The sequence below is a fragment of the Achromobacter anxifer genome (assembly GCF_903652925.1).
Lineage (GTDB): Bacteria > Pseudomonadota > Gammaproteobacteria > Burkholderiales > Burkholderiaceae_B > Achromobacter > Achromobacter anxifer.
Map to the genome: position 1 here is coordinate 154203 of NZ_CAHLAR010000002.1, position 22010 is coordinate 176212.

The window sequence follows — 22010 nt, forward strand, 5'->3', positions numbered from 1 at the left end:
CCGCGCGCCCACGCCCATGTCTGACGCTTCCCGCTCCGCCGCGCCCGCGGGCGCCATCGCCGGCATCGGCATGGACCTGCTGCGCATCGACCGCATCGAGCGCGCGCTGGCGCGCCACGGCGACCGCTTCGCGGAAAAGATCCTGGGCGTCGAGGAATTGCAGAAGTTCCACGCCCGCCGCGCCCGCGACCCGGTGCGTGGCCTGCGTTTCCTGGCCACGCGTTTCGCGGCCAAGGAAGCGTTTTCCAAGGCGATCGGGCTGGGCATGCGCATGCCCATGACCTGGCGGCGCGTGCAGACGCTGAACGCGCCCGGAGGGCGTCCGGTGCTGGTGATCGCGCCGGAATTGCTGCAATGGTATGAGCAGCGCTTCGGCGCGGCCCATGTTTCCATTACCGACGAATCCGACATGGCCGCCGCTTACGTGGTGGTCGAACGCAAGCTTTGAACCGCGGGCCCTGAGTCCGTCGGCCGGCTTGCCAGACTTAGACATGAGGACAGCCTGACATGGCCAAGAAAAAATCCAAGGCGGCGCTGCCGCCCGGCCCCGTGATGGTCGATGTGGCGGGATACGCGCTGACGAAGGCGGAGAAGAAGCGCCTGCGCCACCCGCTGGTGGGCGGCGTGATCCTCTTCGCCCGCAACTTTGAAAACCGCAAGCAGCTGACCGAGCTGACGCGCCAGATCCACAAGGCGCGCAAGGAACCGCTGTTGATCCTGGTGGACCATGAAGGCGGCCGCGTGCAGCGCTTCCGCGAAGACGGCTTTACACCGCTGCCCGCGATGCGCGAGCTGGGCGCGCTGTGGGACCGCGATCCGCTGCAAGCCATGCGACTGGCGACCGAGGCCGGCTACGTGCTGGCCGCCGAGCTGCGCGCCTGCGGCGTGGACATGAGCTTCACGCCGGTGCTGGACCTGGACTACGGCGTCAGCAAGGTGATCGGCAACCGCGCCTTCCACAGCGATCCGCGCGTGGTCGCCATGCTGTCGCGCGCCTTGATCCAGGGTTTGCAGCTGGCCGGCATGTCGGCTTGCGGCAAGCACTTCCCGGGCCATGGCTACGTGCAGGCGGACTCGCATCACGAGATCCCGGTGGACTCGCGCCCGCTGGAGCGCATCCTGAAGGACGACGCCGCGCCCTACGCCTGGCTGGGCGACGCGGTGCTGCCGTCGGTGATGCCGGCGCACGTGATCTACCCCAAGGTCGACAAGCACCCGGCCGGCTTCTCCAAGCGCTGGGTCCAGGACATCCTGCGCACCCGCCTGGGCTACGATGGTGTGGTGTTCTCGGATGACCTGACCATGGAAGGCGCTTCGGTGGCCGGGGATATCCTGGATCGCGCCAACGCCGCCCTGGGCGCCGGCTGCGACATGGTGCTGGTGTGCAACCGGCCCGACCTCGCCGATGAATTGCTGGACCGCCTGAAGTTCGAGCACGCGCCCGAGTCCGTGGCCCGCATCCGCCGCCTGATGCCGCGCTTCGCGGCGCCGGACTGGGACACCCTGCAAGCCGAAAGCCGTTATCAGAATGCCCGACGACTTCAATCTCAAATCGTTCCTGGCTGACCTGCCGCATCTGCCGGGCGTATACCGGCATCTGGATGCGGCAGGCGAGGTCATGTATGTCGGCAAGGCGCGCGACCTGAAGAAGCGCGTCTCGTCGTATTTCCAGAAGAACCTGGCCAGCCCCCGCATCGCCCAGATGGTGGCGAAGGTGGCGCGGCTGGAGGTGACGGTGACGCGCTCCGAGGCCGAAGCGCTGATCCTCGAAAACAACCTCATCAAGAGCCTGAAGCCGCGGTACAACATCCTGTTCCGCGACGACAAGTCCTATCCCTATCTGCTGATCACGGGCCACGAGTGGCCTCGTATCGCCTATTACCGCGGCGCGACCAACAAGCGCGGCCAATATTTCGGGCCCTTTCCCAACGCCTGGGCGGTGCGCGAAACCATCCAGATCCTGCAGAAGGTGTTCCGCCTGCGCACCTGCGAGGACTCGGTCTTCGCCAACCGTTCGCGCCCCTGTCTGCTGCATCAGATCGGGCGCTGTTCAGCGCCCTGTGTCGGTGCGATCGAGGCGGCCGACTACGAGCGCGACGTGCAGCGCGCCGTGCGCTTCCTGAACGGGGAAGCCAAGGACGTGATGGGCGAGATCGAAAGCCGCATGCAGCAGGCAGCCAGCGAACTGCGCTTCGAGGAAGCCGCGGCGCTGCGCGACCAGATGGGCTCGCTGGCGCGCGTGCTGCACCAGCAGACCATGGAGAACGTCAGCGGCGAAGACACCGACATCATTGCGGTGGCGATCGCCGGCGGCAAGGTCTGCGTCAACCTGGCGATGGTGCGGGGCGGCCGCCATCTGGGCGACAAGCCGTTCTTCCCCACGCACGCGGAAGGCGAGGCCGCGCCGCAGGTGCTGGAGGCCTTCGTCGCCCAGCACTACAGCGACAACGCCATGCCGCCGGTGCTGGTCTGTTCGCATGCCTTGCCCGATCCCGACCTGATCGGGTTGCTGGTGGAGCAGGCTGGCGGGCGTCCGTCGCGCGTGCTGACGCGGCCGCAGGGCGCGCGCCGCGCCTGGCTGGAGCAGGCGGGCAAGAACGCCGAGATGGCCCTGGCGCGCGCGCTGACCGAATCCGGCGCCCGCGCCGCCCGTACGCTGGCGCTGGCCGAGGCGCTGGACCTGGATACCGACGAGGCGGCGCTGGACGCCTTGCGCATCGAATGCTTCGACATCAGCCACACGGCGGGCGAGGCCACCCAGGCGTCCTGCGTGGTCTTCGAACATCACGACATGCAGCCTTCGCTGTACCGCCGCTACAACATCGGCGGCATCACGCCGGGCGACGACTACGCGGCGATGCGCCAGGTGCTTAGCCGCCGGTTCGCCAAGGTAGCCGACGGCGAGGCGCCCATGCCCGGTTTGGTGCTGATCGACGGCGGCAAGGGTCAGGTGGAAGTCGCGCGCCAGGTCTTCGTGGAACTGGGTCTGGACATCCAGACGCTGGTCGGCGTGGCCAAGGGGGAAGGGCGCAAGGTCGGCCTGGAAACCCTGGTGTTCGCCGACTCCCGACCGCCGGTGGCGCTGGGCGGCGAATCCGCCGCGCTGATGCTGATCGCGCAGGTGCGCGACGAAGCGCACCGCTTTGCCATCACCGGCATGCGCGCGCGCCGCGCCAAGGCCCGCAACGTGTCGCGCCTGGAAGAAATCGAAGGCATCGGCGCGCGCCGCCGCCAGCGCCTGCTGGCCCGCTTCGGCGGCTTCTCCGGCGTGGCCTCCGCCAGCATCGAAGACCTGGCCTCGGTCGACGGCATCTCCCAGGACCTCGCGATCCGCATCTATGAAGCGCTGCGGTAATGCGGCTGAGATGAAGCCCTGCGGTAATGTGGCCGTGCGTCAATGCCGGCTGTAAAAAACGCCGGCATGCAAAATGCCTCCAGTTCCAACCACCATACGCCTCACGACCTCGGACGCAGACGCCGCAACCGGCGTAGCGCCAGCCGGGCCGCGCGGATCCGGCTCCGCCGGTCCGCAGCGGCGCCCCCCTGGGGGGGAAGCGCCTCCGGCGCTTCGGGGGGGGCTCTTGATGTAGCATACGGACACTATGCCAATTAATGTTCCCATTATCCTGACATGGCTGCGTATCGCCATGATTCCGCTGGTGGTCGGGCTGTTCTACCTGCCCGAAAGCTGGATGTCGGTCCCTGTTCGCGACACCTTTGCCGCCTGGGCATTCATTATTGCGGCGCTGACCGATTGGTTCGACGGCTGGCTGGCCCGCCGCTGGAACCAGACCTCGGCGTTCGGCGCCTTCCTCGATCCGGTCGCGGACAAGCTGATGGTTTGCGCCGCCCTGATCGTCCTGCTGGACCTCAGCCGCGTCGACGCCTTTATTTCCCTGATCATCATCGGCCGTGAAATCACGATTTCCGCCCTGCGCGAATGGATGGCCAAGATCGGCGCCAGCGCCAGCGTGGCGGTGCACCGACTGGGCAAGTTCAAGACGGCCGCGCAGATGGTGGCGATTCCGTGCCTGCTGTACAACCAGCCGATCTTCGGCGTCAGCGCGCGCCTGCTGGGCGATGTGCTGATCATCGTGGCGGCGGTGCTGACCGTGTGGTCGATGCTGTATTACCTGCAGCGCGCCTGGCCCGCCATCCGCGAAAAGGCCCTGTAGTTTCATAGGTTTGCACAACGGCGGCCCGGCTCGCGCAAGGCGGCCGCCGTTACATACGAAGAGCGATCCCCCGGTCAGTCCGGCACGGCGCCTCAGAGTCCAACGCCCGGAGCGCCCGGACGTTGCCGGAGACAACCCGCGCACCGCCGCTTGCGGCGCCGCGTAACCTGCCGCTGACCGCGGCCGTCTGCAATGAACACCGCTGCGAATACCCTGGCCCTGGACGCCGCCGCCCGCCGGCGCGACTGGAAGATCATTCTTCTGATCGGGGTGGCCCACGCTTCCTCGCACTTTTTCCAACTGGTCCTGCCCTCGCTCTATGTGTCGCTGGGCAACGAGTTCGGACTGGATTTCGCCCGCCTGGGGCTGCTGGTTTCCACCTTCTACGTGGTGTCCGGCATCGGCCAGGCGTCCTCGGGCTTCGTGGTGGACCGGATCGGCGCGCGGCCGGTACTGTGGTTCGGGCTGACGTGCTTCGTGCTGTCCGGCGTGCTGATCGGGTCGGCCAACGGCTACGCCATGCTGGTCGCGGCGGCGGTGGTGGGCGGCATCGGCAATTCCGTGTTCCATCCGGCTGACTATTCCATCATCAACCACCGCATTTCCGCGCCGCGGCTGGGGCACGCGTTTTCCACCCACGGGCTGACGGGCAACCTGGGCTGGGCGCTGACGCCGGTGTTCATGACCAGCATCACCCTGCTGGCGGACTGGCGGGTGGCGGCCTATAGCGCGGCTGGCCTGGTGGCGCTGGTGCTGCTGCTGACCGTGCTGGGCCGCGACCTGATCGGCGGCCCGTCGCCGCTGGAAAGCCATGCCGATGCGCAAGCCGGCAAGGCCGCAGCCAAGCCCGTCGCGAAGCCGCAGGAAAGCGTGCTGACCACGCTGGCCACGCTCCTGTCCAAGCCGGCGCTGTGGGGCGCGTTCCTGTTCTTTGCCTGCACCTCGATCGCGCTGTCCTCGGTGCAGAACTACACCATTCCCTTGCTGGGCCAGCTGTACGACCTGTCCAAGGTCGCCGCCAGCTCGGCGCTGTCCGGCTACATGGTGGCTTCGGCCGTGGGCATGGCCGCGGGCGGTTTCCTGGTGTCGGCCAACCCGCGCACGGAACGCACCGTGATGGTGGCGCTGATCCTGGCGGGCCTGACGCTGGTGGTGCTGGCGCTGGGCCTGGTGCCCGCCGTGCTGGCGGCGCCGGTGGTGGCGCTGGCCGGTTTCTGCTCGGGCGTTGCCGCGCCGTCACGCGACATGCTGATCCGCCGGGTCACGCCCAAGGGTTCCACCGGGTCCGTCTACGGCCTGGTGTATTCCGGCATGGACGTGGGCTCGGCCCTGGGGCCGCTGGCCTTCGGCCTGCTGCTGGATGCCGGATTGCGCCAGGGCCCCTGGGTGGGCGCTGGCGTGGCGTTCGCCGCCGCGGCCTTCCTGGCGCAATGGATCGCGGTGCAGGCGCGCCGCGCGGAACCCGCGGCTCCGGCGTCCGCCGCCGCGCGTTCCTGATCGAGCCGGGCCCCGCGCGGGCCCGGCCATTTGACCCGACGCAAAGTTCAACCCGCTGCCCTCTGATGTAATGACCCTGTCGTAGTAGTGGTTATTATCCAGGAGAAGCAAATGAGTAAGGCAAGCGCGTTGCTGGCGATGGGAATCGCCTTCGGCAGTTGGGCAAACCTGGCCGCGGCTGTCTCGCAGGAACCGATACAGCCCATTGAGCCGGCGGTCATCAAGGAGCCGGCCAAGGTCGAGCTGGGCAAGAAGCTCTTCTTCGATCCGCGCCTGTCGCGCTCCGGCGCGATCTCCTGTAATTCCTGCCACAACCTCGGCATGGGCGGCTCCGACAATCTCAAGGCCTCCATCGGCCACAAGTGGCAGCAGGGCTCGATCAATTCGCCTACGGTGCTCAATTCCAGCCTGAACATCGCGCAGTTCTGGGACGGCCGCGCCAAGGACCTGCGCGAGCAGGCGGGTGGCCCCATCGCCAATCCCATGGAGATGGCGTCCACGCACGAACTGGCGGTGCAGGTGCTGAACTCCATTCCCGGCTACCGCGCGGAGTTCAAGCAGGTCTTCGGCCGCGAAGACATCACGATCGACGAAGTCACCGGCGCGCTGGCCGCGTTCGAGGAGACGCTGGTGACGCCGAATTCACGTTTCGACCAATGGCTGCGCGGCGACAAGCAGGCGCTGACCGTGCGCGAGCTGGCCGGCTACGAACTGTTCAAGAACAGCGGCTGCGTGGCCTGCCACAACGGCGTGGCGGTAGGCGGCAATTCGTTCCAGAAGATGGGCCTGGTCACGCCCTACGTGACCGAGAACAAGGCCGAGGGCCGCGCGGCGGTGACGGGCAAGGACGCCGACCGCTTCAACTTCAAGGTGCCTACCTTGCGCAACGTGGCGCTGACCTATCCGTACTTCCATGACGGCGAGGCGGCCACGCTGACGCAGGCGGTCGACGTGATGGGACGGCTGCAGCTGGGGCGCACCTTCACGCCGGACGAGAACGCGCAGATCGTGGCGTTCCTGAAGACCCTGACGGGCGACCAGCCGGCGATCCAGTATCCGGTGCTGCCGCCTTCGGCGGACGATACGCCGCGGCCCGAGCCTTTTGTGAAATAGGGCGGGGAGCCTACTGGCGGACCGTGCGCAGGTCCGCCGGCGGGCCCGCTTCGAAGTTGCTGCGCCAGGGGTTGATGTCCAGCCCGCCGCGGCGCGTGTAGCGCGCGTAGACCGTCAGCTGTTCCGGGCGGCAGGCCTGCATGATGTCGCTGAAGATGCGCTCGACGCAATGCTCGTGGAATTCCGCGTGCTGGCGGAACGACACCACATAGCGCAGCAGCGATTCGCGGTCTATCGGCGCGCCACGGTAGCGGATCTGCACGCTGGCCCAGTCGGGCTGGCCGGTCACGGGGCAGTTCGATTTCAGGAGGCGCGAGGCCAGCGTTTCCTCGACCACGTCGCCCGGGCGGGTGCGCAGCACTTCGGGCGCGGGCTCGTAGGTGTCGATCTCGATGTCCAGCTTGTCTATATAGATGCCGTCCATTTCGCCCATCTGCAATTCGGAGAAGCGTTGCGGCAGGAAGAAGTCCAGCCCCACCGGCGCGCCCGCGGCGGCGCTCAGGTCGCGTTCCAGGCGGCCGCGCAAGGCGGCCGAGTTGACCAGGCGGGTCTGGTTGAAGGAATTCAGGTAGAGCTTGAAGGACTTGGACTCGATGATGTTGGGGCTGTCGGCCGGCACCGAGAAGGTTGCCATGGCCACGCGCGGCTTGCCCTTGGCGTCCAGCCACGACAGCTCATACGCATTCCACAGGTCCACGCCGGTGAAGGGCAGCTTGCCTGCTTCCAGGTTCAGCGCCTGGCGGTTATGCGCACGCGCGATGGGGAAGAGCAGCGAGGGGTCGTATTGCGAGGCGTAGGCCACGCTCTGGCCCAGCGGGCCGTGGGACAGCGTCATAGCGGAGTCATCGGAAACTTGAAGAATGAGCGCATTGTAGGCGCTCGCAAAAAAGCCCGATTTTTCGTATCGTGAAATGTAACCTTCGTCATGTGAAAGCGCCTGCTGCGCAGCAGCGGTGAACCATTTCACAGATGATAATTGCGTTTCGCAATACGAAATATGATTTATAAATTATTGATTTATAAGAATAATATTTTTCGTCTTGTATAAGACATGCGGCCACATTGCTCCGCAGCAGAGGCATAGACTTTGTCCAACGATTCACGCAACGCAGGACGCGAATCTTTTGAAGTCTTCCCATCACTGACCAGGAGCATGACCATGAGCAACCGCGAAACCGAAATCCGCAATCTGCAGAAGGACTGGGCCGAGAATGCCCGCTGGCAAGGCATCAAGCGCGACTACAGCGCCGAGGACGTCATCCGCCTGCGCGGCTCCATCGGCGTGGAACACACGCTGGCGCGCCGCGGCGCCACCCGCCTGTGGGAACTGCTGCATAGCGAGCCTTTCGTGAACTCGCTGGGCGCCCTGACCGGCAACCAGGCCATGCAGCAGGTCAAGGCCGGCCTGAAGGCCATCTACCTGTCGGGCTGGCAGGTCGCCGGCGACGCCAACCTGGCCGGCGAGATGTACCCCGACCAGTCGCTGTACCCCGCCAACTCGGTGCCGCAAGTGGTCCGCCGCATCAACAACTCGCTGACCCGCTGCGACCAGATCCAGTGGATGGAAGGCAAGAACCCCGGCGACGAAGGCTACATCGACTTCTTCGCGCCCATCGTGGCCGATGCCGAAGCCGGCTTCGGCGGCGTGCTGAACGCCTTTGAACTGATGAAGGCCATGATCGAGGCCGGCGCCTCGGGCGTGCACTTCGAGGATCAGCTGGCTTCGGTCAAGAAGTGCGGCCACATGGGCGGCAAGGTGCTGGTCCCGACCCGCGAGGCCGTGGCCAAGCTGGTGTCGGCGCGCCTGGCGGCCGACACGATGGGCACCCCCACCGTGCTGCTGGCCCGCACCGACGCCGACGCGGCCGACCTGGTGACCAGCGACGTCGACGAGAACGACCGTCCCTTTATCACCGGCGAGCGCACCGTCGAAGGTTTCTTCCGCACCAAGGCCGGCATCGACCAGGCCATCTCGCGCGGTCTGGCCTACGCGCCCTATGCCGACCTGATCTGGTGCGAAACGTCGACGCCCAACCTGGAATACGCCCGCAAGTTCGCCGAGGCCATCCATCGCCAGTTCCCGGGCAAGCTGCTGGCCTATAACTGCTCGCCCTCGTTCAACTGGAAGAAGAACCTGGACGACGGCACCATCGCCAAGTTCCAGCGCGAGCTGGGCGCCATGGGCTACAAGTTCCAGTTCATCACGCTGGCCGGCTTCCACGCGCTGAACTACGGCATGTTCGAGCTGGCCCACGGCTACGCCCGCCGCCAGATGAGCGCCTTCGTCGAACTTCAGCAGAAGGAATTCGCCGCCGCTGAAATGGGCTTCACCGCCGTGAAGCACCAGCGCGAAGTCGGCACCGGCTACTTCGACGCCGTCACGCAGACCATCGAAGGCGGCCAGTCCTCGACCACCGCGCTGACCGGTTCGACGGAAGAAGCCCAGTTCGAACACGGCAAGGTGCAGAAGGCCGCGTAAGCGCCGGCCGCAGGAGAGTTATGCAGTTGTAGTTGCTGTTGTAGGGTGGATTTGGGTGCCTCCGGGCACCCTTTTTTTTTAGAGCCCGAAGAACGCCGTGTACACCAGCCGTTCCTCCACCACCCGGCGCTGCTGCGTGGCGCCTGCGCGCCGTTCGGGCACGGCGCTGTCGGTGTAGTAGCGCTCGTACTCGCGCACGGCGATGCGCGCCGGTTTGCCGCCGCTGTCCGGCAGCGCGACGTTGGCCGTCCAGATGACCGGGTCCAGCAGATCGGCGAGGATGGGGCCTTCCAGCACAGGGGGGAAACGCACCACGGGACCCACCACGACGCCTCCCAGCCGCGTCAGGTCGGTCATGGAAACGGGCGTGGCGGTCTCCAGGATGGGCAGCTCGCGCATGCGGTCGATGAGGATCGGGCCCGGGGTGGCGGGCTGGGGAGCCGGTCCCGCCGGGTCCAGCAGGCCCGAGGCCAGGACGGCGGCATCGCTCCAGGCCAGGTCGCTGTCCAGCGCCGGATCGCGCGTCTGCAGCACCAGTTCCACGCGGTTGCGGCCGCTCTCGGCGGTCTGGCCTATGCCGGGGATGAAGGAAATGTTGAGGTACTCCGAATCCAGCGGGAATTTCATCGGACCGTGCGCCGGCACCACGCCGCGCAGGCTGAAGCTGAGCTTGCCGCGCTTTTGCTCGAACACCGCGCGGCGCCGCGGCAGCACCTGCGTGAACTCGGCCAGCGCCACCCGCGACAGCTTGGCGGAATCGATGGCGTTGGGCTGGTAGCGCGCCAGCGCCAGCCGCACGAAAGGCATGTAGCTGCGGCCGGGATCGAGTTCGATGTCGCAATACCAGCGCGCGCGCTCCTCGCTCCAGCGCACGCGGTGGCCGACCACGTGTACCCGCTGGTCGGGAAGCTCCTGCAGGAAGACCGCTTCATCGGCGACGCGCGCGGCGAAGTCCGAGACCCGCGTGCGGTGCGCGGGCTGGGGCGCGTCCCATAGCGGATCCATGCCCCACTGCGTCACCAGCGGCGTCAGAGCGTTGGGGATCGAGGTGAAGTTCTGGCCGTCGCCATAGATCACCACGCCCAGCAGTTCGCCGTCGCCCGACGAGAACCAGGGGCGTTCCAGCCAGACCCGCAGGCCGTTGCCCAGCCGGGTCACGTCCAGCTTGCCGGCGCCCGGCGTTTCCTGCCAGCGGAAAGTGGGCAGCACGTACATGAGCAGCGGCGCGTCCGGCGGCGCGCTGGCGGGCACCACGGTGTTCCGCGCGCTGCCGTTGCGCACCAGCACCGGCGCGCCGGCGTCGTCGTCCGCGCCCGTCTCCACCAGCGGGCCATCGGCCACCGGCCCCAGGCGAGTGACCTTGTCGGTCTGTTCGTACAGCACGGGCGGCAGGTATTCGCGAAAGCGCGTGGTGGCGCGCAGGCGGTAGCGGATGAGCCGGAAGCGGGTGTCGCCTAATTCGTGGCGGTTGCCAGGCGCGCGCTGCTTGTCGGCGGCGTTCAGCTGCTCGGCCACGGCATTGCTCAGGCTGAAGAGATTGGCATAGTTCTCGGCCAGCGGGATTTCGGCCAGCACGCCATGTCCCGCCTGGCGTTCGGGGCGGGGTTTGAGCACGTCGTCCACCCATTCGTGCCAGTCGGCCTCGATTTCTATCTTGCCGGTGGTGGGGCCGTGCAGCCGCACGCGCGCCTCCAGGTCGACGTAGGCCGCGCCGGGGTCGCGCTGCGGCTCGCCGGGCAACAGCAGCAAGGGATCGCACACCGGCTGTTGGGTGGCGTGCACCAGCACCAGCGGCCTGTCGGGCGTCACCATGTGGCAGGCGCCCAGCACGGACGACAGGCGCAAGGTGGCGCGCTCGCCCTCGGACCCCGCCCACGCGGGGATGCCGAAGATGTTCGCCAGCCCCGGATTCACGAAGCTGGAATAGCGCAGCCGCGCAATGCGGCCCTTGGGCAGGTAGAAGGTCAGCACGCGCTGGGTCTCGTCCCAGGTGGGGGCGCCGTCATCGGGGTAGCTTTCCGAACAGGGCGGATCGGTCAGCGTGGCCTTGCGCTCCTGCAGCACGATGCGCAGACCCTGCGTGTCCGGCCACTTGGCGCCATGCGCTACCAGCAGCACCAGCTCCTGGGCGGGCGTCTGCACGATGATGGCACCCGGGCCCAGCAGCTTGGGCCCGGTGACGCCGGGCAGGCTGTGGCCGGGCCGCGCCCGCAGCGCGAAACCGCCCGCGGCCGGGTCCGGCAGGTAGGGCGTGAGGACCTGGGCCTCGCGGTGGATGACGTACTGGCCCGCGGCCATGCGCTGGCCGGTCGGATGCTCGGGTGAGGGCAGTTGCGGCGGCACGGCATCGGTGGTGGCGACTTCGTCCAAGGCCTGCGGCGTCACCAGTTCTATCTGCGTGCCGGGACCGGCGTCGTAAAGCGTGGCGGCATCGCGCGCGCTGATCTCGTAGGCCTGCTTGATGCCGGCCGGGTTGCCCATCATGGCGTCGAACAGGCCGTGGGTTTCGCACTGCAGCTGCGAGGCCTTGGGCGGCACCACGTGGCGTTCGTTGGCGGCGGGGTACTCGAAGTCGGCGGAGGCGGGTTGCTGGCGGGCATTCTTGAAATCGGGACTGTCGCGATAGGACGCGGGGTCCATGCCGCCGTTGCTGCGGATCACCATGCGTTCCAGCGATTCGCCTTCGCTCACGCGGGCGCGCTGCACCAGCGCCGGAGGGTCCACGGGTTCGAAGCGCCAATAGACCACCGGCTGCGTCGCGTTGTCGTCCCGTTCCAGGGAAGCGTCGTCCAGCGCCAGGCTGTTGCCGGCCAGGTCCACCAGCCGCGCGCGGAAGCGGTAGGGCATGCCGAAGCGCAGGCGCGGCAGGCTGCCTTTGATTGCGGCGAAGCTGACCGCCAGGCCATTGCCTTTCTCCGTGGCCGTGTCCTGCACCTCCTCGGGCGCCTCGCCCTGCACGCCGCTGGCCGGGTCCACGCGGTCGCGCAGCGTGCGTCCAGGGCGCGGCGCGGCCAGGCTCCAGCCGGTCCAGCGGAACAGCGATTCGTGCAGGTACTGGTCGTCGGGTTCCGCGCCGCCGCTGGTGGAGGCGCCCTTCACATAGCCTTCGTCGTCGGGTAGCTGCAAGGGCGCGCCGCCGTCGGTGCAACGGTACTCGCCGCTGCGCTGGCACAGCGAACGCCAGCGTTGCGGGTCGCCGGGCAACTGCGCCTGCACGTCCACGCGATAGCCGCGCAGCAGGTCTTCGGTGTAGAGCACGATGCTGCCCGGCGCGCCGGACAGGGCGGCGTTCTTCAGGGCGGCGGCCGCGGCGTTCTGCGCCACTTCGCGGGCGCGGTCGCGCCGCGCCACGCCCAGGCCGCCGGAGCGCAGCGCGGCCACGGCCTGCTTGTCGCCCGTGGTGTAGGTCACCGCGCCGTCGGCGCCCAGCGCCAGGTTTTTCGCGACCAGGTTCTGCGTGGTCAGCAGGAAGTCCACGGTCTTGAGCGCCGCGCCGTCGGGGTCGACCTGATAGACGTCGAAGGGGCTGCGGGGCTCGTACAGATTCCAGCTGTCGTCCGCGCGGCGCAGCTTCAGCATGCCGCGCTCGTGGTCGGGATTGCGCGGCCGCGTGGTGAAGCGTTCCTGGTCGGCCGTCCAGGCGGTGGCGGGGCAGGCATCGGCGCCGGCATCGCGCGCCCCGTCCCAGCGCAGGGTGAGGAAGAAGCGGCCCTGTGCGACGGGCCCCGCCGCCAGCAACTGGTCCAGCGGCGAGTCCGCCGGCAGCAGGCAATCGATGACCAGCCCGAGCTGGCGCAGCAGCGCCGGATAGTCGCCATAGGACGCCACGATGGCGTGGAAGTCCATTTCCGGCTGGGCGGGCGGCGGCGGCACGTTCTGGCCGTCCGGGCGGCTGATCTTCTGCTGGTCCAGGGTGGGCGGATCGCGGCGGTAGAAGCGATTGGCCTGGAACAAGGTGTATTCGGCCTGCGAGTTCCACTGCTTCATCAGGCTCTGGTCGGCATTGCCCGCGGCGTCGTTCCAGCGCGTCGGCAAGGCGCGCAGCGGAAAGCCGACGGCGGGCAGGGGATTGCCGTTGGCGTCCACGCCCGGCGCCGCGGCGCGGCCCTCGTAGATGCTGTGGGCGCCATATACCTGGCCGCGCAGCACGCGCTCGATGCCGTCGCCGCCGCCGTCGAAGAAGCGGTCGAAGCCCGGCAATGGAATCTCGGTGCGCCGGTCCCTGATCGAGATGAAGGTGCTGCGCGTGCCGCAGTCGCTCAGCATGTCCTTCAGGACCGGGTGCGCGTCGCGCCAGGGCAGCAGCGTGGGCGGCGTGCCGGTGGCCTGCACCGCCAGCCTGCCGTAGTGCTTGCGCGCCAGGCCCAGCACGCCCGCCACGGAATAGGAGAACAGGTTCGCCACGCTCATGTCGCGGAACACGAAGCCGGCCACTGGCGTGGTCTTGGGCAGCAGCCGGTCCCACAGCGCCGCATCGGCCTGGACCTGCGGCTCCAGCTCGATCTCCGCCGTGCCGGTGTTGAGCGCGAAGCGCAGCCTTTCCAGCGTGCGCGGCCAGTTGACCCAGTCGTCGTAGGCGCGCAGGCGCTGTTCGTTTGCGGCCTCGGGCGTCAGGCGAGGCGATGCCACGATCGAAACGCGCAGCCGGCCGGCGTCGGCGCCGCCGGGCACGCGGCCGTTGGGGATGACGGTCCAGACTATCGTTTGCTTGGCCATGGACGTTCCTCAGGCAAAGGCTTCAACGTATTCGCGCCAGGCGTAGGCGCTGCCGTCGTCGATCAGCGCCAGCTCCTGCGCCAGCGGCAGGTCGGGGCGCGGTCCCATCAGGTCGCGGAAGCCCGGGTCGCCGTTGGAGCCGGCAAACTTGCGCTCGCAGGACAGCGGCACGCTCATCGAGAACATGAACACTTCGATCTCGATGGTGATGGTGGCGCGTCCGGCGCATTTGCCGCTTTCGAATTCGTAGCGCAGTTCCAGGTAGATTTCGATCGAGACGCTGACGATGCCGAGTACGCTGACGCAGCCGCCCATGCGGAAGTAGCCGGCCAGCGCGCAGGCGTTTTTCTCCATGCGGAAGTAGATGCCCGCCATCACGTGCACGCCGCCGGAGGCCACGCCCAGGTTGACCGACACGCTGGCGCCGAATTCGAAGGCGGCCTCCAGGATCTGGATGCCGCTGGGATCCAGCGTCACGCCGAAGAATCCGCCGCCGCCGAACATGCAGACCGACAGATTGAAGGGCTGTTCGCGCGTGCAGAAATTGAAGCGCACCGCCAGCGGCTGACCGATGAAGGGCACGGTGAAGCCCGCGCCCAGGCTCAGGTTCGACAGGTTGAAAACGCCGATGGCGACGGCCGGCAGCGCCAGGTCGAAGCCAGCGTCCACGCCCTTGGCCGAGATGTCCAGGTGGGGCGGATCGGAGAAGCCGTCCAGCGGGATCAGGTCGCGCAGCGTTTCCACGAAGGACAGCGGGCCGACGAACTTGATGTCGGTCAGCAGCACGTCCACGTCCATCTTCGCGGCCGTGTCGATGCGGAACTCGATCTTCTCGAAGTTCAGCTCCATGAAGCTGGCCGGAGCGATCAGCACCAGGTCGAAGTTCTTCAGCGAGCAGACCACCGACATCTTCGGCGCGCTCTGGCCGTTCTTGCGCACGCGCGCCTCGACGGCGACGCGGAATCCATGGATGTCGTTGGCGACGAACAGCGGCGGGTCGCCGTCCTTGATCGCCCAGCTCTTGATCACCGGATTCCAGTCGAAGCGGATGGTGAGCTCGTCGCCAGTCAGCAGGTCCAGCAGTTCCGCGCTGGCCAGCACCGCGTCCACCGCCAGCTTGACTGCTTGCAACGCCGTCTGCGCGATCTGGCGCGGCGCGCCTTCGAGCAGGCGCGCCGCGCCTATGGTGTCGGACAGCGGCTGCGCCGTATTCGAGATGGCCTGCAGGCGCGGCTTGAGCGTGGCCGCGTCCGCGAACAGCTGGTCCAACTGGTCGGGATGGCCCACCACGGCGTCGAGCGCGTCATACAGCGCCTTGCCCTGCGTCAGCAGCACGGTTATCACGCCCACGCTGTCCAGCAAGGTCAGCGTGGTGGTCGCGGCCAGCCGCAGCGATTGCCGCAGGCCGTCGGGCAGGCCGACGCCGTTGACCTGCGCGTCGGCTGCCGCGCGCAGCGCCAGCGCCGCGTTGCGCGCCGCGGTGAGCACCGCAGGCAGCCCCGGCAGGGCGGGCGATGCATCGAAGGAGAGTCCCGCCAGCAGCGCCACCTGATCGCGCACCGCGTCCAGCGCGGAAATCAAGGCGTTGACGCGGGCCTGCGCGTCCTGCACCAGCGCCTGCGCATAGGCCTGCGCCTGCTTCAGCAGGTCCTGCAAGGTGGCGCGCAGCACCTTCAGCGCGCCTTCGGCGATGCGGCCGGGCTGCTGCGCCAGGTCCGCCACCAGGCCGTACAGCCGGCCCATTTCGTTGACCAGGCTTTCCAGCTGCGAACAGGCCTCGGCCACGAAGCGCGGCACCTGCTCCGGCGTGTTCGCCGCGTTGGCGACCGTCTCGATCACGTCGCCCAGCGGGATGCAGCCGAACAGCAGCGGCAACGGCAGGTCGGACAAGGTCTTGGGGAAGACATTCTTGCCGATCAGCGTGCCCGCGACGAAGTCCTCCACCTTGCCGCTGACCGGCCCGGCCAGCCGCGACAACGCGCTGGGCCGCAGATTGGGCTGGACGAAGCCGCCCGCGCGGTCGCCCTGCGCGGAGAAGTCCAGCGCGGCGTCGCCGCGATAGCCGGGTTCGGCGTCGATGTCGCCGAACACCTGGCCGACGTTGGCGGCGTCGAAGCCGTGGCGCAGATAGTGGCTGTTCCAGCTGAGCCAGTTGCTCTTGCCGTTGCCGGTCAACTGGGCCAGGGCCGCGATGCGGATCGAGGCGCGCTTGATCCCGGGGTAGAACAGCGGGCCGTTGAGGCCATCGCTGTAGGCGCGCAGCTGGGTATTGCCGGGATCGACCAGGCCGTCGAATTCGATCGAGTCCACCTGCGCCGTGGTGTCGCCCGGCTTCACGGGCGACGCCAGCGTGACGCGCTGCTGCTTCATCTGCGCGGTGCGGCGGTCGATAAGTTCTGGCTTGCGCCAGGCGGCCTGCGCCTTGCCCGCGAAGATTTCCGCCGCGGGAAAGTCGGGCGCCAGCCATAGCCCGTTGATCAGGCGCGGACAGGCGTGGCCGCCGTCCATGAAGATCATGGGCAGGTCGAACTGCACGTTGCGGCCGTCGATGTCGGTGGCCGAGCAGGCGAAGCGGAAGGCGGTCTTATTCACGCAGGGCCAGAACAGCAGCTGCCCCAGGTTGTCGATGTTGCTGGCGGGGGAGGTAGGCAGGTCCAGGCTGGGCGTGACCGCGGTCAGGATGCGCACGCTGGAGAACGGCATCTGGCGGTGCAGGGAGATCAGGTTGCCCGAGCCGTCGCGCGCCTGCAGTTCCGGGTCGGCATACTGGCGTTCGCGCTGGCGCACGATGATGAACAGGCGCTGGCGCAGGTAAGCCGTGTTGCCGGGCGTGCCGGGATGGAACTTGCGTTCGCTGACCTTCACCAGCGAGGCGCGATGGCCGAAGGGAAACAGCAGGCCCTTGTAGACGATCCGGACGTAGTGGTCGCGGCCCATGCTGCCGCGATGCGTCCATTCCTCCAGCGACAGGCCCGGCGCGTCCCAGTTGCCGCGCGAATCCAGCCAGGCGCCCAGCGCCGACAGCATCAGCAGCCGCGCGTCCGCCGGTTGCGGCGTGTAGTTGCCCACCGAGAAGTTGGACGACAGGTGCGCGATCTGGAAGCGGTCGAAGTCGTCCATGGGCATGCGGAACGGCGACGTGTTGGGCTTGGGCAGATAGGTGTCCGCCGGCACCGGAAACGCGGCCTGCATGGGCTTGGTCGTGCCTTCGCCGCCCAGCGCCCAGACCGCGCGCACGGTGGGCCGGGCATCGTCGGGGCTGGGCGCGCTTGCGCTGTCCTGTGGCGGCGCGGCCAGCAGCTGCGAATGCCATAGCTCGGTGTGCCGGGTGGCGGCGGAGGTCGCCGGCGCCTTGGCGTGGCGCCAGCGTTCTTCGGCATGGGGGCTGAGGATCAGCCGCCAGGGCAGTTCTATCGCCGTCTGCTGCGCCGTGGGCGGCGCCGGCTTGGGGCCGCGCCTGAGGAGTTCGATCAGGGCGCTGCTGCGTTGCAATTCGCGGGTGACGGAGGTGTTCAGGCGCAGCGCGCGCAAGCCTGGCGCGCCGCCGGCCTGGCGCAGCAGCAGCGCGCCCGGCGCGTTCTGCTGAGTGGCGATGCGGGCATTGCGCAGCGCGAAGCTGGACAGCGCCGCGCGCTGCGCGGGCGTGAGCTTGTCGATGCGCTTGTCGAACAGGTCGCGCAGGTTCAGGCGCGGCGCGCTGGCGGCGGGCGGCCGCGCGTTGGCGGCCACGGCCAGCGGCAGCGTCTCCATCGCGGCCAGCACGCCCTCCAGCGTGTAGGGCACGTCGAAGCCGTCGGGAATGGCGAAGGCCAGCCGCGATTCGCCGGCGATGCGCGCTCGCACTGGCGGGCCCGTCGGGGTTTCCTGGCCGCCGCCCGCGGGTTCGGGCTTGTCTGGGGTGGGGCGGGGCGGCGGCTGATTGCTGATGCCGTCGGCGGGCGTTTCAAAGAACGTCTCTTCGGCGATCGATTGCGGCGGGAAGTGGACGATGAGCGTGGCCGCCCCGTCGCCGGCCTTCTTCAGGCGCGGCGGCTGGCCCGGCGTCACCGCCAGATTGCGCAATTCCAGCCGCAAGGCCAACAGGTCGACCGGCCGCAGCACGGCTTGGCCGGGGCGGCTGCCGTCGAAGAAATTGCGGTTGGGATTGGGGGCCAGGACAGGAATGTTCAGGCGTCTGGTGACCATGCCAGTTCTCCTGCAAATAAGGAAACCCAGGAACTCAGTCCTGCACGTCCAGCTACCTGCGAATCGAACTGCCAATGTGGCGGAAATCTATCGTTGTGTTGCGTTAGTAGTCAACAACGGCCGCCGGCCGCGATCAGCCATCCCGGCCGGCGGCGGTTTGAGAATTCGGATGTGGCCTTTGGATGTAGAGGCCTTGGATCTTCCTCGGGAAGTTCATGCTTTGCATGAGACTTTTGCCGGCATCCGGATGGACGGGAAAGGCTGAAGCGGCATTCGGCCGGCCGCGGCAGAAGCGTCCGCGCGCGGAATTTATTTTGTACGAATGCGTAACGGCTCCGGCCCCGGAAACCGGCCGGTCAAGGCGGGGGGCTGCTCTTGGCCGGCCCGGGCGGCCGGTCTGCTCTCAGCCAGCCACCGCCGGCGCGCCGCCCAGCGTTTGCAGGCATTCGGCGAGCGGCGGGATGCCGCTGGCCAGCGTTGCCACGGTCTGCGCATCGACCTTGGACAGCGGCGGAATCTCCGCCAGCACGCGGACCTCGCCGAAGCGCTCGATGGCTTCCTTGTTGCCGGCCGACAGGGGGCCGCTCATGACGACGCCCAGCACGGGAATGCCGCGGCGCTTGAGGGCTTCCAGGCTGAGCAGGGTGTGGTTGATGGTGCCCAGCCCGCTGCGCGCGGCCAGCACCACGGGCATGTCCAGGCGCGCGATCAGGTCGATCATCATGTGGCTGTCGTCGATCGGCACATAGAGGCCGCCGGCGCCTTCGACGATCAGCGGCGCCTGCGTGGCCGGCGGGACGATGCTGGTGGCGTCGACGACGGTGTCTTCCAGCGTGGCCGCGGCCCAGGGCGACAGCGGCGCCTGCAGCACGTAGGCGGGCAGGTGCAGGCGCTCGGGCGGCAAGCCGGCCAGCTGCGCCACGGTTTCGGTGTCGCCGGGCTCTTCCGCCACGCCAGTCTGCACCGGTTTCCAGTAGTCCGCGTTCCAGGCGCGCGCGAGGATGGCGGACACCAGGGTCTTGCCGATGCCGGTGTCAGTGCCGGTCACGAAAACCCCGGCGGGGCGATTGTTTGCTTTTTTCCACATACCGTAGGCCAGGTGATAGGTCACCCCGGCTCCTTGTTCGTCAAACGCCGCCAGCACGCGCCGCAACTGCGCCGCGCCTAGCGGCGGGCGTCCGGGCGCGGGCGTGGTGGCGCCTATGCCTTTCAGGCCGCGCAGGAAATGCAGGCCGTCTGGATGATCTTGTATCAGCCGCTCACTGCGCACGCCACCCATCAGATTGCCGCAGTCCGGAAGGATGGCGGCGGGCGAGGGATAGGGCGGCGTCGCGGCGGCGAAACCGGCCGCGGCATGGGCGGTCTGCCATTCCTGGAACGTGCCGGCGGCCAGCGTCGCCACGGCCAGGCAACCGCCCCGCGCCAGCAGCGCGGCCAGCCGGCCCAACCCAGCATTCAGGTCGGCAAACCACTGCACCGCCAGGCTGGAGCAGATCAGGTCGTAGCCGCCCGGCAGGCCTGCCGGGTGTTCGCCGTCCAGCAACTGGTAGCGGGCAATGCCGGGCAGTGCGGCTCCTTGCCGCGCGGCCGCGAGCATGCCGGGGGCGATGTCGGTGACCGTCCAGTCGGCCGGGCCGATGCGCCGCGCCAGCGCGCGGGTCAGCAGGCCGGTGCCGCAGCCGATCTCCAGGATGCGCGGATGGGGCGGCAGGGGCAGCAGGGCGATGTCGCTGGCCAGCCGCTCGGCGGCCATGCGCTGGATCGGCGCGTGTGCTTCATAGAGGTCGGCCGCGGCGCCGAAGCGCGCGCCGACCTCGTCATTGCGCCACGCCTGCATCATGCGGCGTCCGCCAGGCGGGAAATGAAGGCGCGGATATGGGCCGCGCACCAGGGCGCGTCCGTGACGGGCAGCAGGTGGCCGCCGCCTTCCCGGTCATGGCGCTGCGCATCGGGCCGGCCGGCGTAGGCCGCCTGCGTCATGGCTGCGGGAACGATGGGATCTTCCGATCCGGCCAGGACCAGCAGCGGCGCCGGCAGCGCGGCCAGGGCGTCGCGCCGGTCTTCGTCGCGCAGCGCCTGCAGGTCGCGCGCCAGCGGCGCCAGCCTGGGCTCGCCGAAATCGGATTCGTCGCCGCAGCGCTGGCGGAAGTCGCGCAGCACGGCCGCGGGGGCCGCGTCCAGGCGCCTGGCCATGCGCTCCAGCATGCGCGGCGCCACGCCGGCTTCAAAGCCGGGGCCGGCCGCGAAGCGCGAGAAGCCGTTGATGGACACCAGGCCCAGGCAGTTTGCCGGCGGCTCGCGCAAGAGACGCAGCGCGCCCAGCGAGTGGCCGATGGCCAGCACCGGGCCGTCGACGGCGGGTTCCTGCGCGGCGCCGTAGTAGCCGGCGTCGAACACGGCCTGGGGCCAGTCCCGCAGTTCGGCGCGCAAGGCGGTCCAGACCGAGGCGTCGAAGGCCCAGCCATGGACGAACAGCAGGGTGGGGCGGGACAGGCCGGCTTGCATGCGAGCGGCGCGCTTCACGCCAGCGCGGCGGCGAAGCCGTCGATCAGCCGCGCCACGTCCACGTCGCGGTGCGCCGCGCTGAGCGTGACGCGCAGGCGGCTGGTGCCGGCGGGCACGGTGGGCGGGCGGATGGCCACGGCCAGCAGGCCGCGTTGTTCCAGTCCGGCCGCCAGCGCCAGGGCGCGGGCTTCGTCGCCGACGATGGCCGGAACGATCTGGGTGGACGACGCGCCGGTGTCCAGGCCCATGCCGCGCAATGCGGCTCGCAGATTGTCGCCCGCCGCCGCCAGCCGGGCGCGCTCAGCGTCCAGCGTGGGCACCAGGTCCAGCGCCGCGTCCATGGCGCCCAGTACCGCGGGCGGCAGCGCCGTGGTGTAGATGAAGCCGGAGCAGGCGTTGATCAGGTAGTCGCAAAGCGCGCGCGAACCGGCGACATAGGCGCCGAATCCGCCCAGCGCCTTGCTGAAGGTGCCCATGGCCAGGTCGATCCGGCCGGGCGCCAGCCCCGCCAGCCCCATGCCGCGCGGACCCAGCACGCCGGTGGCGTGCGCTTCGTCCAGGTAGACGAAGGCCTGGTAGCGGTCGGCCAGGGCGGCCAGCCGCTCCACGTCGGTCCGGTCGCCGTCCATGCTGAACACGCTTTCGGTGACGATGAATCGGGTCACGGGCTGGCCGGCGGCGTTCTGCGCCCTGGCCGCCAGCAGGCTTTCCAGATGTTCCAGGTCGTTGTGCCGGAAACGGATCTGCTTCACGCCCGCCGCCTGGCAGCCGTGGTGCAGGCTGGCATGGTTGAGCTTGTCGGCGTACAGCTCGACTTCGCCCTGGCTGGCGACGGCGCGCAGCAGGGCGGGCAGCACGGCGGCGTTGGCCTGCCAGCCCGAGGCCAGCAGCAGCGCGGCCTCGGTGCCCTTGAGCCGGGCCAGCTTGGCTTCGACCTGTTCGTGCAGGTCCAGGTTGCCCGTCACCAGGCGCGAGGCCTGGGCGCCCGCGCCGTGGCGGGCCGTCCATTCGCGCGACCGTTCGACCAGTAGCGGATGCCGCGACAGGCCCAGGTAGTCGTTGCTGGAGAAGTTCAGGACGGGCTGGCCGTCAAGCACCAGACGGCCCGGCGCGGCGGCGCTGGCGGTGCGCAGGCGGCGGCGCACACGGCGCGTTTCGGCGCGCGCCAATTCAGAGGAGAAAAGCGGATCCAGCTTGGACATCAATATTTCCGGCGGCGGCCGGGCAGGGAGAGCGCCCGCGCCAGGCCGTAGAATGCGAGCCATTGTAGTGGAGGCGGGCGCCGCCCTCGTCAGGCCCTGGCTGCCGGCAGGCCCGGGCGCGCCGCCGGTATCGAGAGG

General features: G+C 68.7%; 13 protein-coding genes. 7 read left to right on the top strand and 6 right to left on the bottom strand.

Annotated features, from left to right (window positions below; all coding sequences use genetic code 11):
• The first annotated feature begins 16 nt into the window (after positions 1-16).
• The 6 genes from acpS to HWY37_RS05965 all read left to right on the top strand — a co-directional run bounded on the left by acpS (position 17) and on the right by HWY37_RS05965 (position 6785).
• Positions 17-448, top strand: coding sequence for a holo-ACP synthase (acpS, locus tag HWY37_RS05940; protein WP_175210326.1), 432 nt, complete (start codon positions 17-19; stop codon positions 446-448).
• Between the two features lie 59 nt (positions 449-507).
• On the top strand, positions 508-1566 hold the full coding sequence (gene nagZ, locus HWY37_RS05945) for a beta-N-acetylhexosaminidase (RefSeq protein ID WP_175210324.1): 1059 nt from the start codon (positions 508-510) through the stop codon (positions 1564-1566).
• On the top strand, positions 1529-3355 hold the full coding sequence (uvrC, locus tag HWY37_RS05950) for an excinuclease ABC subunit UvrC (protein WP_175210322.1): 1827 nt from the start codon (positions 1529-1531) through the stop codon (positions 3353-3355). The genes nagZ and uvrC overlap by 38 nt, the downstream gene beginning before the upstream one ends.
• A gap of 247 nt (positions 3356-3602) precedes the next feature.
• Positions 3603-4175 carry a CDP-diacylglycerol--glycerol-3-phosphate 3-phosphatidyltransferase gene (pgsA, locus tag HWY37_RS05955; RefSeq protein WP_175210321.1) on the top strand — a complete coding sequence of 191 codons (573 nt, stop codon included), beginning with the start codon at positions 3603-3605 and terminating at the stop codon, positions 4173-4175.
• A gap of 192 nt (positions 4176-4367) precedes the next feature.
• Positions 4368-5672, top strand: a complete 1305-nt coding sequence (locus HWY37_RS05960) for an MFS transporter (protein WP_175210320.1) — start codon at positions 4368-4370, stop codon at positions 5670-5672.
• Between the two features lie 111 nt (positions 5673-5783).
• Positions 5784-6785: a cytochrome-c peroxidase gene (locus HWY37_RS05965; protein ID WP_175210319.1), complete on the top strand. Its 1002-nt coding sequence runs from the start codon at positions 5784-5786 to the stop codon at positions 6783-6785.
• A gap of 10 nt (positions 6786-6795) precedes the next feature.
• On the opposite strand, the gene queF is transcribed toward HWY37_RS05965, so the two are convergent.
• Positions 6796-7620 (bottom strand): NADPH-dependent 7-cyano-7-deazaguanine reductase QueF, encoded by an 825-nt coding sequence (queF, locus tag HWY37_RS05970; protein WP_176088122.1) that lies wholly within the window; start codon positions 7618-7620, stop codon positions 6796-6798.
• A gap of 324 nt (positions 7621-7944) precedes the next feature.
• On the opposite strand from queF, the gene aceA reads away from it, so the two are divergent.
• Complete coding sequence (gene aceA, locus HWY37_RS05975; protein WP_175210317.1) at positions 7945-9264, top strand: isocitrate lyase; 1320 nt, start codon at positions 7945-7947, stop codon at positions 9262-9264.
• A 78-nt stretch (positions 9265-9342) separates the two neighbouring features.
• Here aceA and HWY37_RS05980 read toward each other — a convergent pair whose 3' ends face one another.
• From HWY37_RS05980 to HWY37_RS06000, 5 genes are all read right to left on the bottom strand, one after another.
• On the bottom strand, positions 9343-13980 hold the full coding sequence (locus HWY37_RS05980) for a hypothetical protein (RefSeq protein ID WP_176088123.1): 4638 nt from the start codon (positions 13978-13980) through the stop codon (positions 9343-9345).
• A 9-nt stretch (positions 13981-13989) separates the two neighbouring features.
• The gene (locus HWY37_RS05985) at positions 13990-18165 is read right to left on the bottom strand and encodes a serine/threonine-protein kinase (protein WP_176088124.1); all 4176 of its coding nucleotides are present in this window, start codon (positions 18163-18165) and stop codon (positions 13990-13992) included.
• Between the two features lie 403 nt (positions 18166-18568).
• Positions 18569-20002 carry a dethiobiotin synthase gene (gene bioD / locus HWY37_RS05990; RefSeq protein ID WP_425485008.1) on the bottom strand — a complete coding sequence of 478 codons (1434 nt, stop codon included), beginning with the start codon at positions 20000-20002 and terminating at the stop codon, positions 18569-18571.
• Positions 20002-20670 (bottom strand): alpha/beta fold hydrolase, encoded by a 669-nt coding sequence (locus HWY37_RS05995; RefSeq protein WP_176088479.1) that lies wholly within the window; start codon positions 20668-20670, stop codon positions 20002-20004. Before HWY37_RS05995 ends, bioD begins: the two co-directional genes overlap by 1 nt.
• A gap of 14 nt (positions 20671-20684) precedes the next feature.
• Positions 20685-21872: an aminotransferase class I/II-fold pyridoxal phosphate-dependent enzyme gene (locus HWY37_RS06000; protein WP_176088125.1), complete on the bottom strand. Its 1188-nt coding sequence runs from the start codon at positions 21870-21872 to the stop codon at positions 20685-20687.
• Between the last annotated feature and the right edge of the window lie 138 nt (positions 21873-22010).

Coding starts and splice junctions, on each gene's coding strand:
- queF (WP_176088122.1), bottom strand. CDS start 7,620: ATGACGCTGTCCCACGGCCCGCTGGGCCAGAGCGTGGCCTACGCCTCG.
- HWY37_RS05980 (WP_176088123.1), bottom strand. CDS start 13,980: ATGGCCAAGCAAACGATAGTCTGGACCGTCATCCCCAACGGCCGCGTG.
- HWY37_RS05960 (WP_175210320.1), top strand. CDS start 4,368: ATGAACACCGCTGCGAATACCCTGGCCCTGGACGCCGCCGCCCGCCGG.
- aceA (WP_175210317.1), top strand. CDS start 7,945: ATGAGCAACCGCGAAACCGAAATCCGCAATCTGCAGAAGGACTGGGCC.
- HWY37_RS05985 (WP_176088124.1), bottom strand. CDS start 18,165: ATGGTCACCAGACGCCTGAACATTCCTGTCCTGGCCCCCAATCCCAAC.
- HWY37_RS05995 (WP_176088479.1), bottom strand. CDS start 20,670: ATGCAAGCCGGCCTGTCCCGCCCCACCCTGCTGTTCGTCCATGGCTGG.
- pgsA (WP_175210321.1), top strand. CDS start 3,603: ATGCCAATTAATGTTCCCATTATCCTGACATGGCTGCGTATCGCCATG.
- uvrC (WP_175210322.1), top strand. CDS start 1,529: ATGCCCGACGACTTCAATCTCAAATCGTTCCTGGCTGACCTGCCGCAT.
- nagZ (WP_175210324.1), top strand. CDS start 508: ATGGCCAAGAAAAAATCCAAGGCGGCGCTGCCGCCCGGCCCCGTGATG.
- HWY37_RS06000 (WP_176088125.1), bottom strand. CDS start 21,872: ATGTCCAAGCTGGATCCGCTTTTCTCCTCTGAATTGGCGCGCGCCGAA.
- bioD (WP_425485008.1), bottom strand. CDS start 20,002: ATGCAGGCGTGGCGCAATGACGAGGTCGGCGCGCGCTTCGGCGCCGCG.
- acpS (WP_175210326.1), top strand. CDS start 17: ATGTCTGACGCTTCCCGCTCCGCCGCGCCCGCGGGCGCCATCGCCGGC.
- HWY37_RS05965 (WP_175210319.1), top strand. CDS start 5,784: ATGAGTAAGGCAAGCGCGTTGCTGGCGATGGGAATCGCCTTCGGCAGT.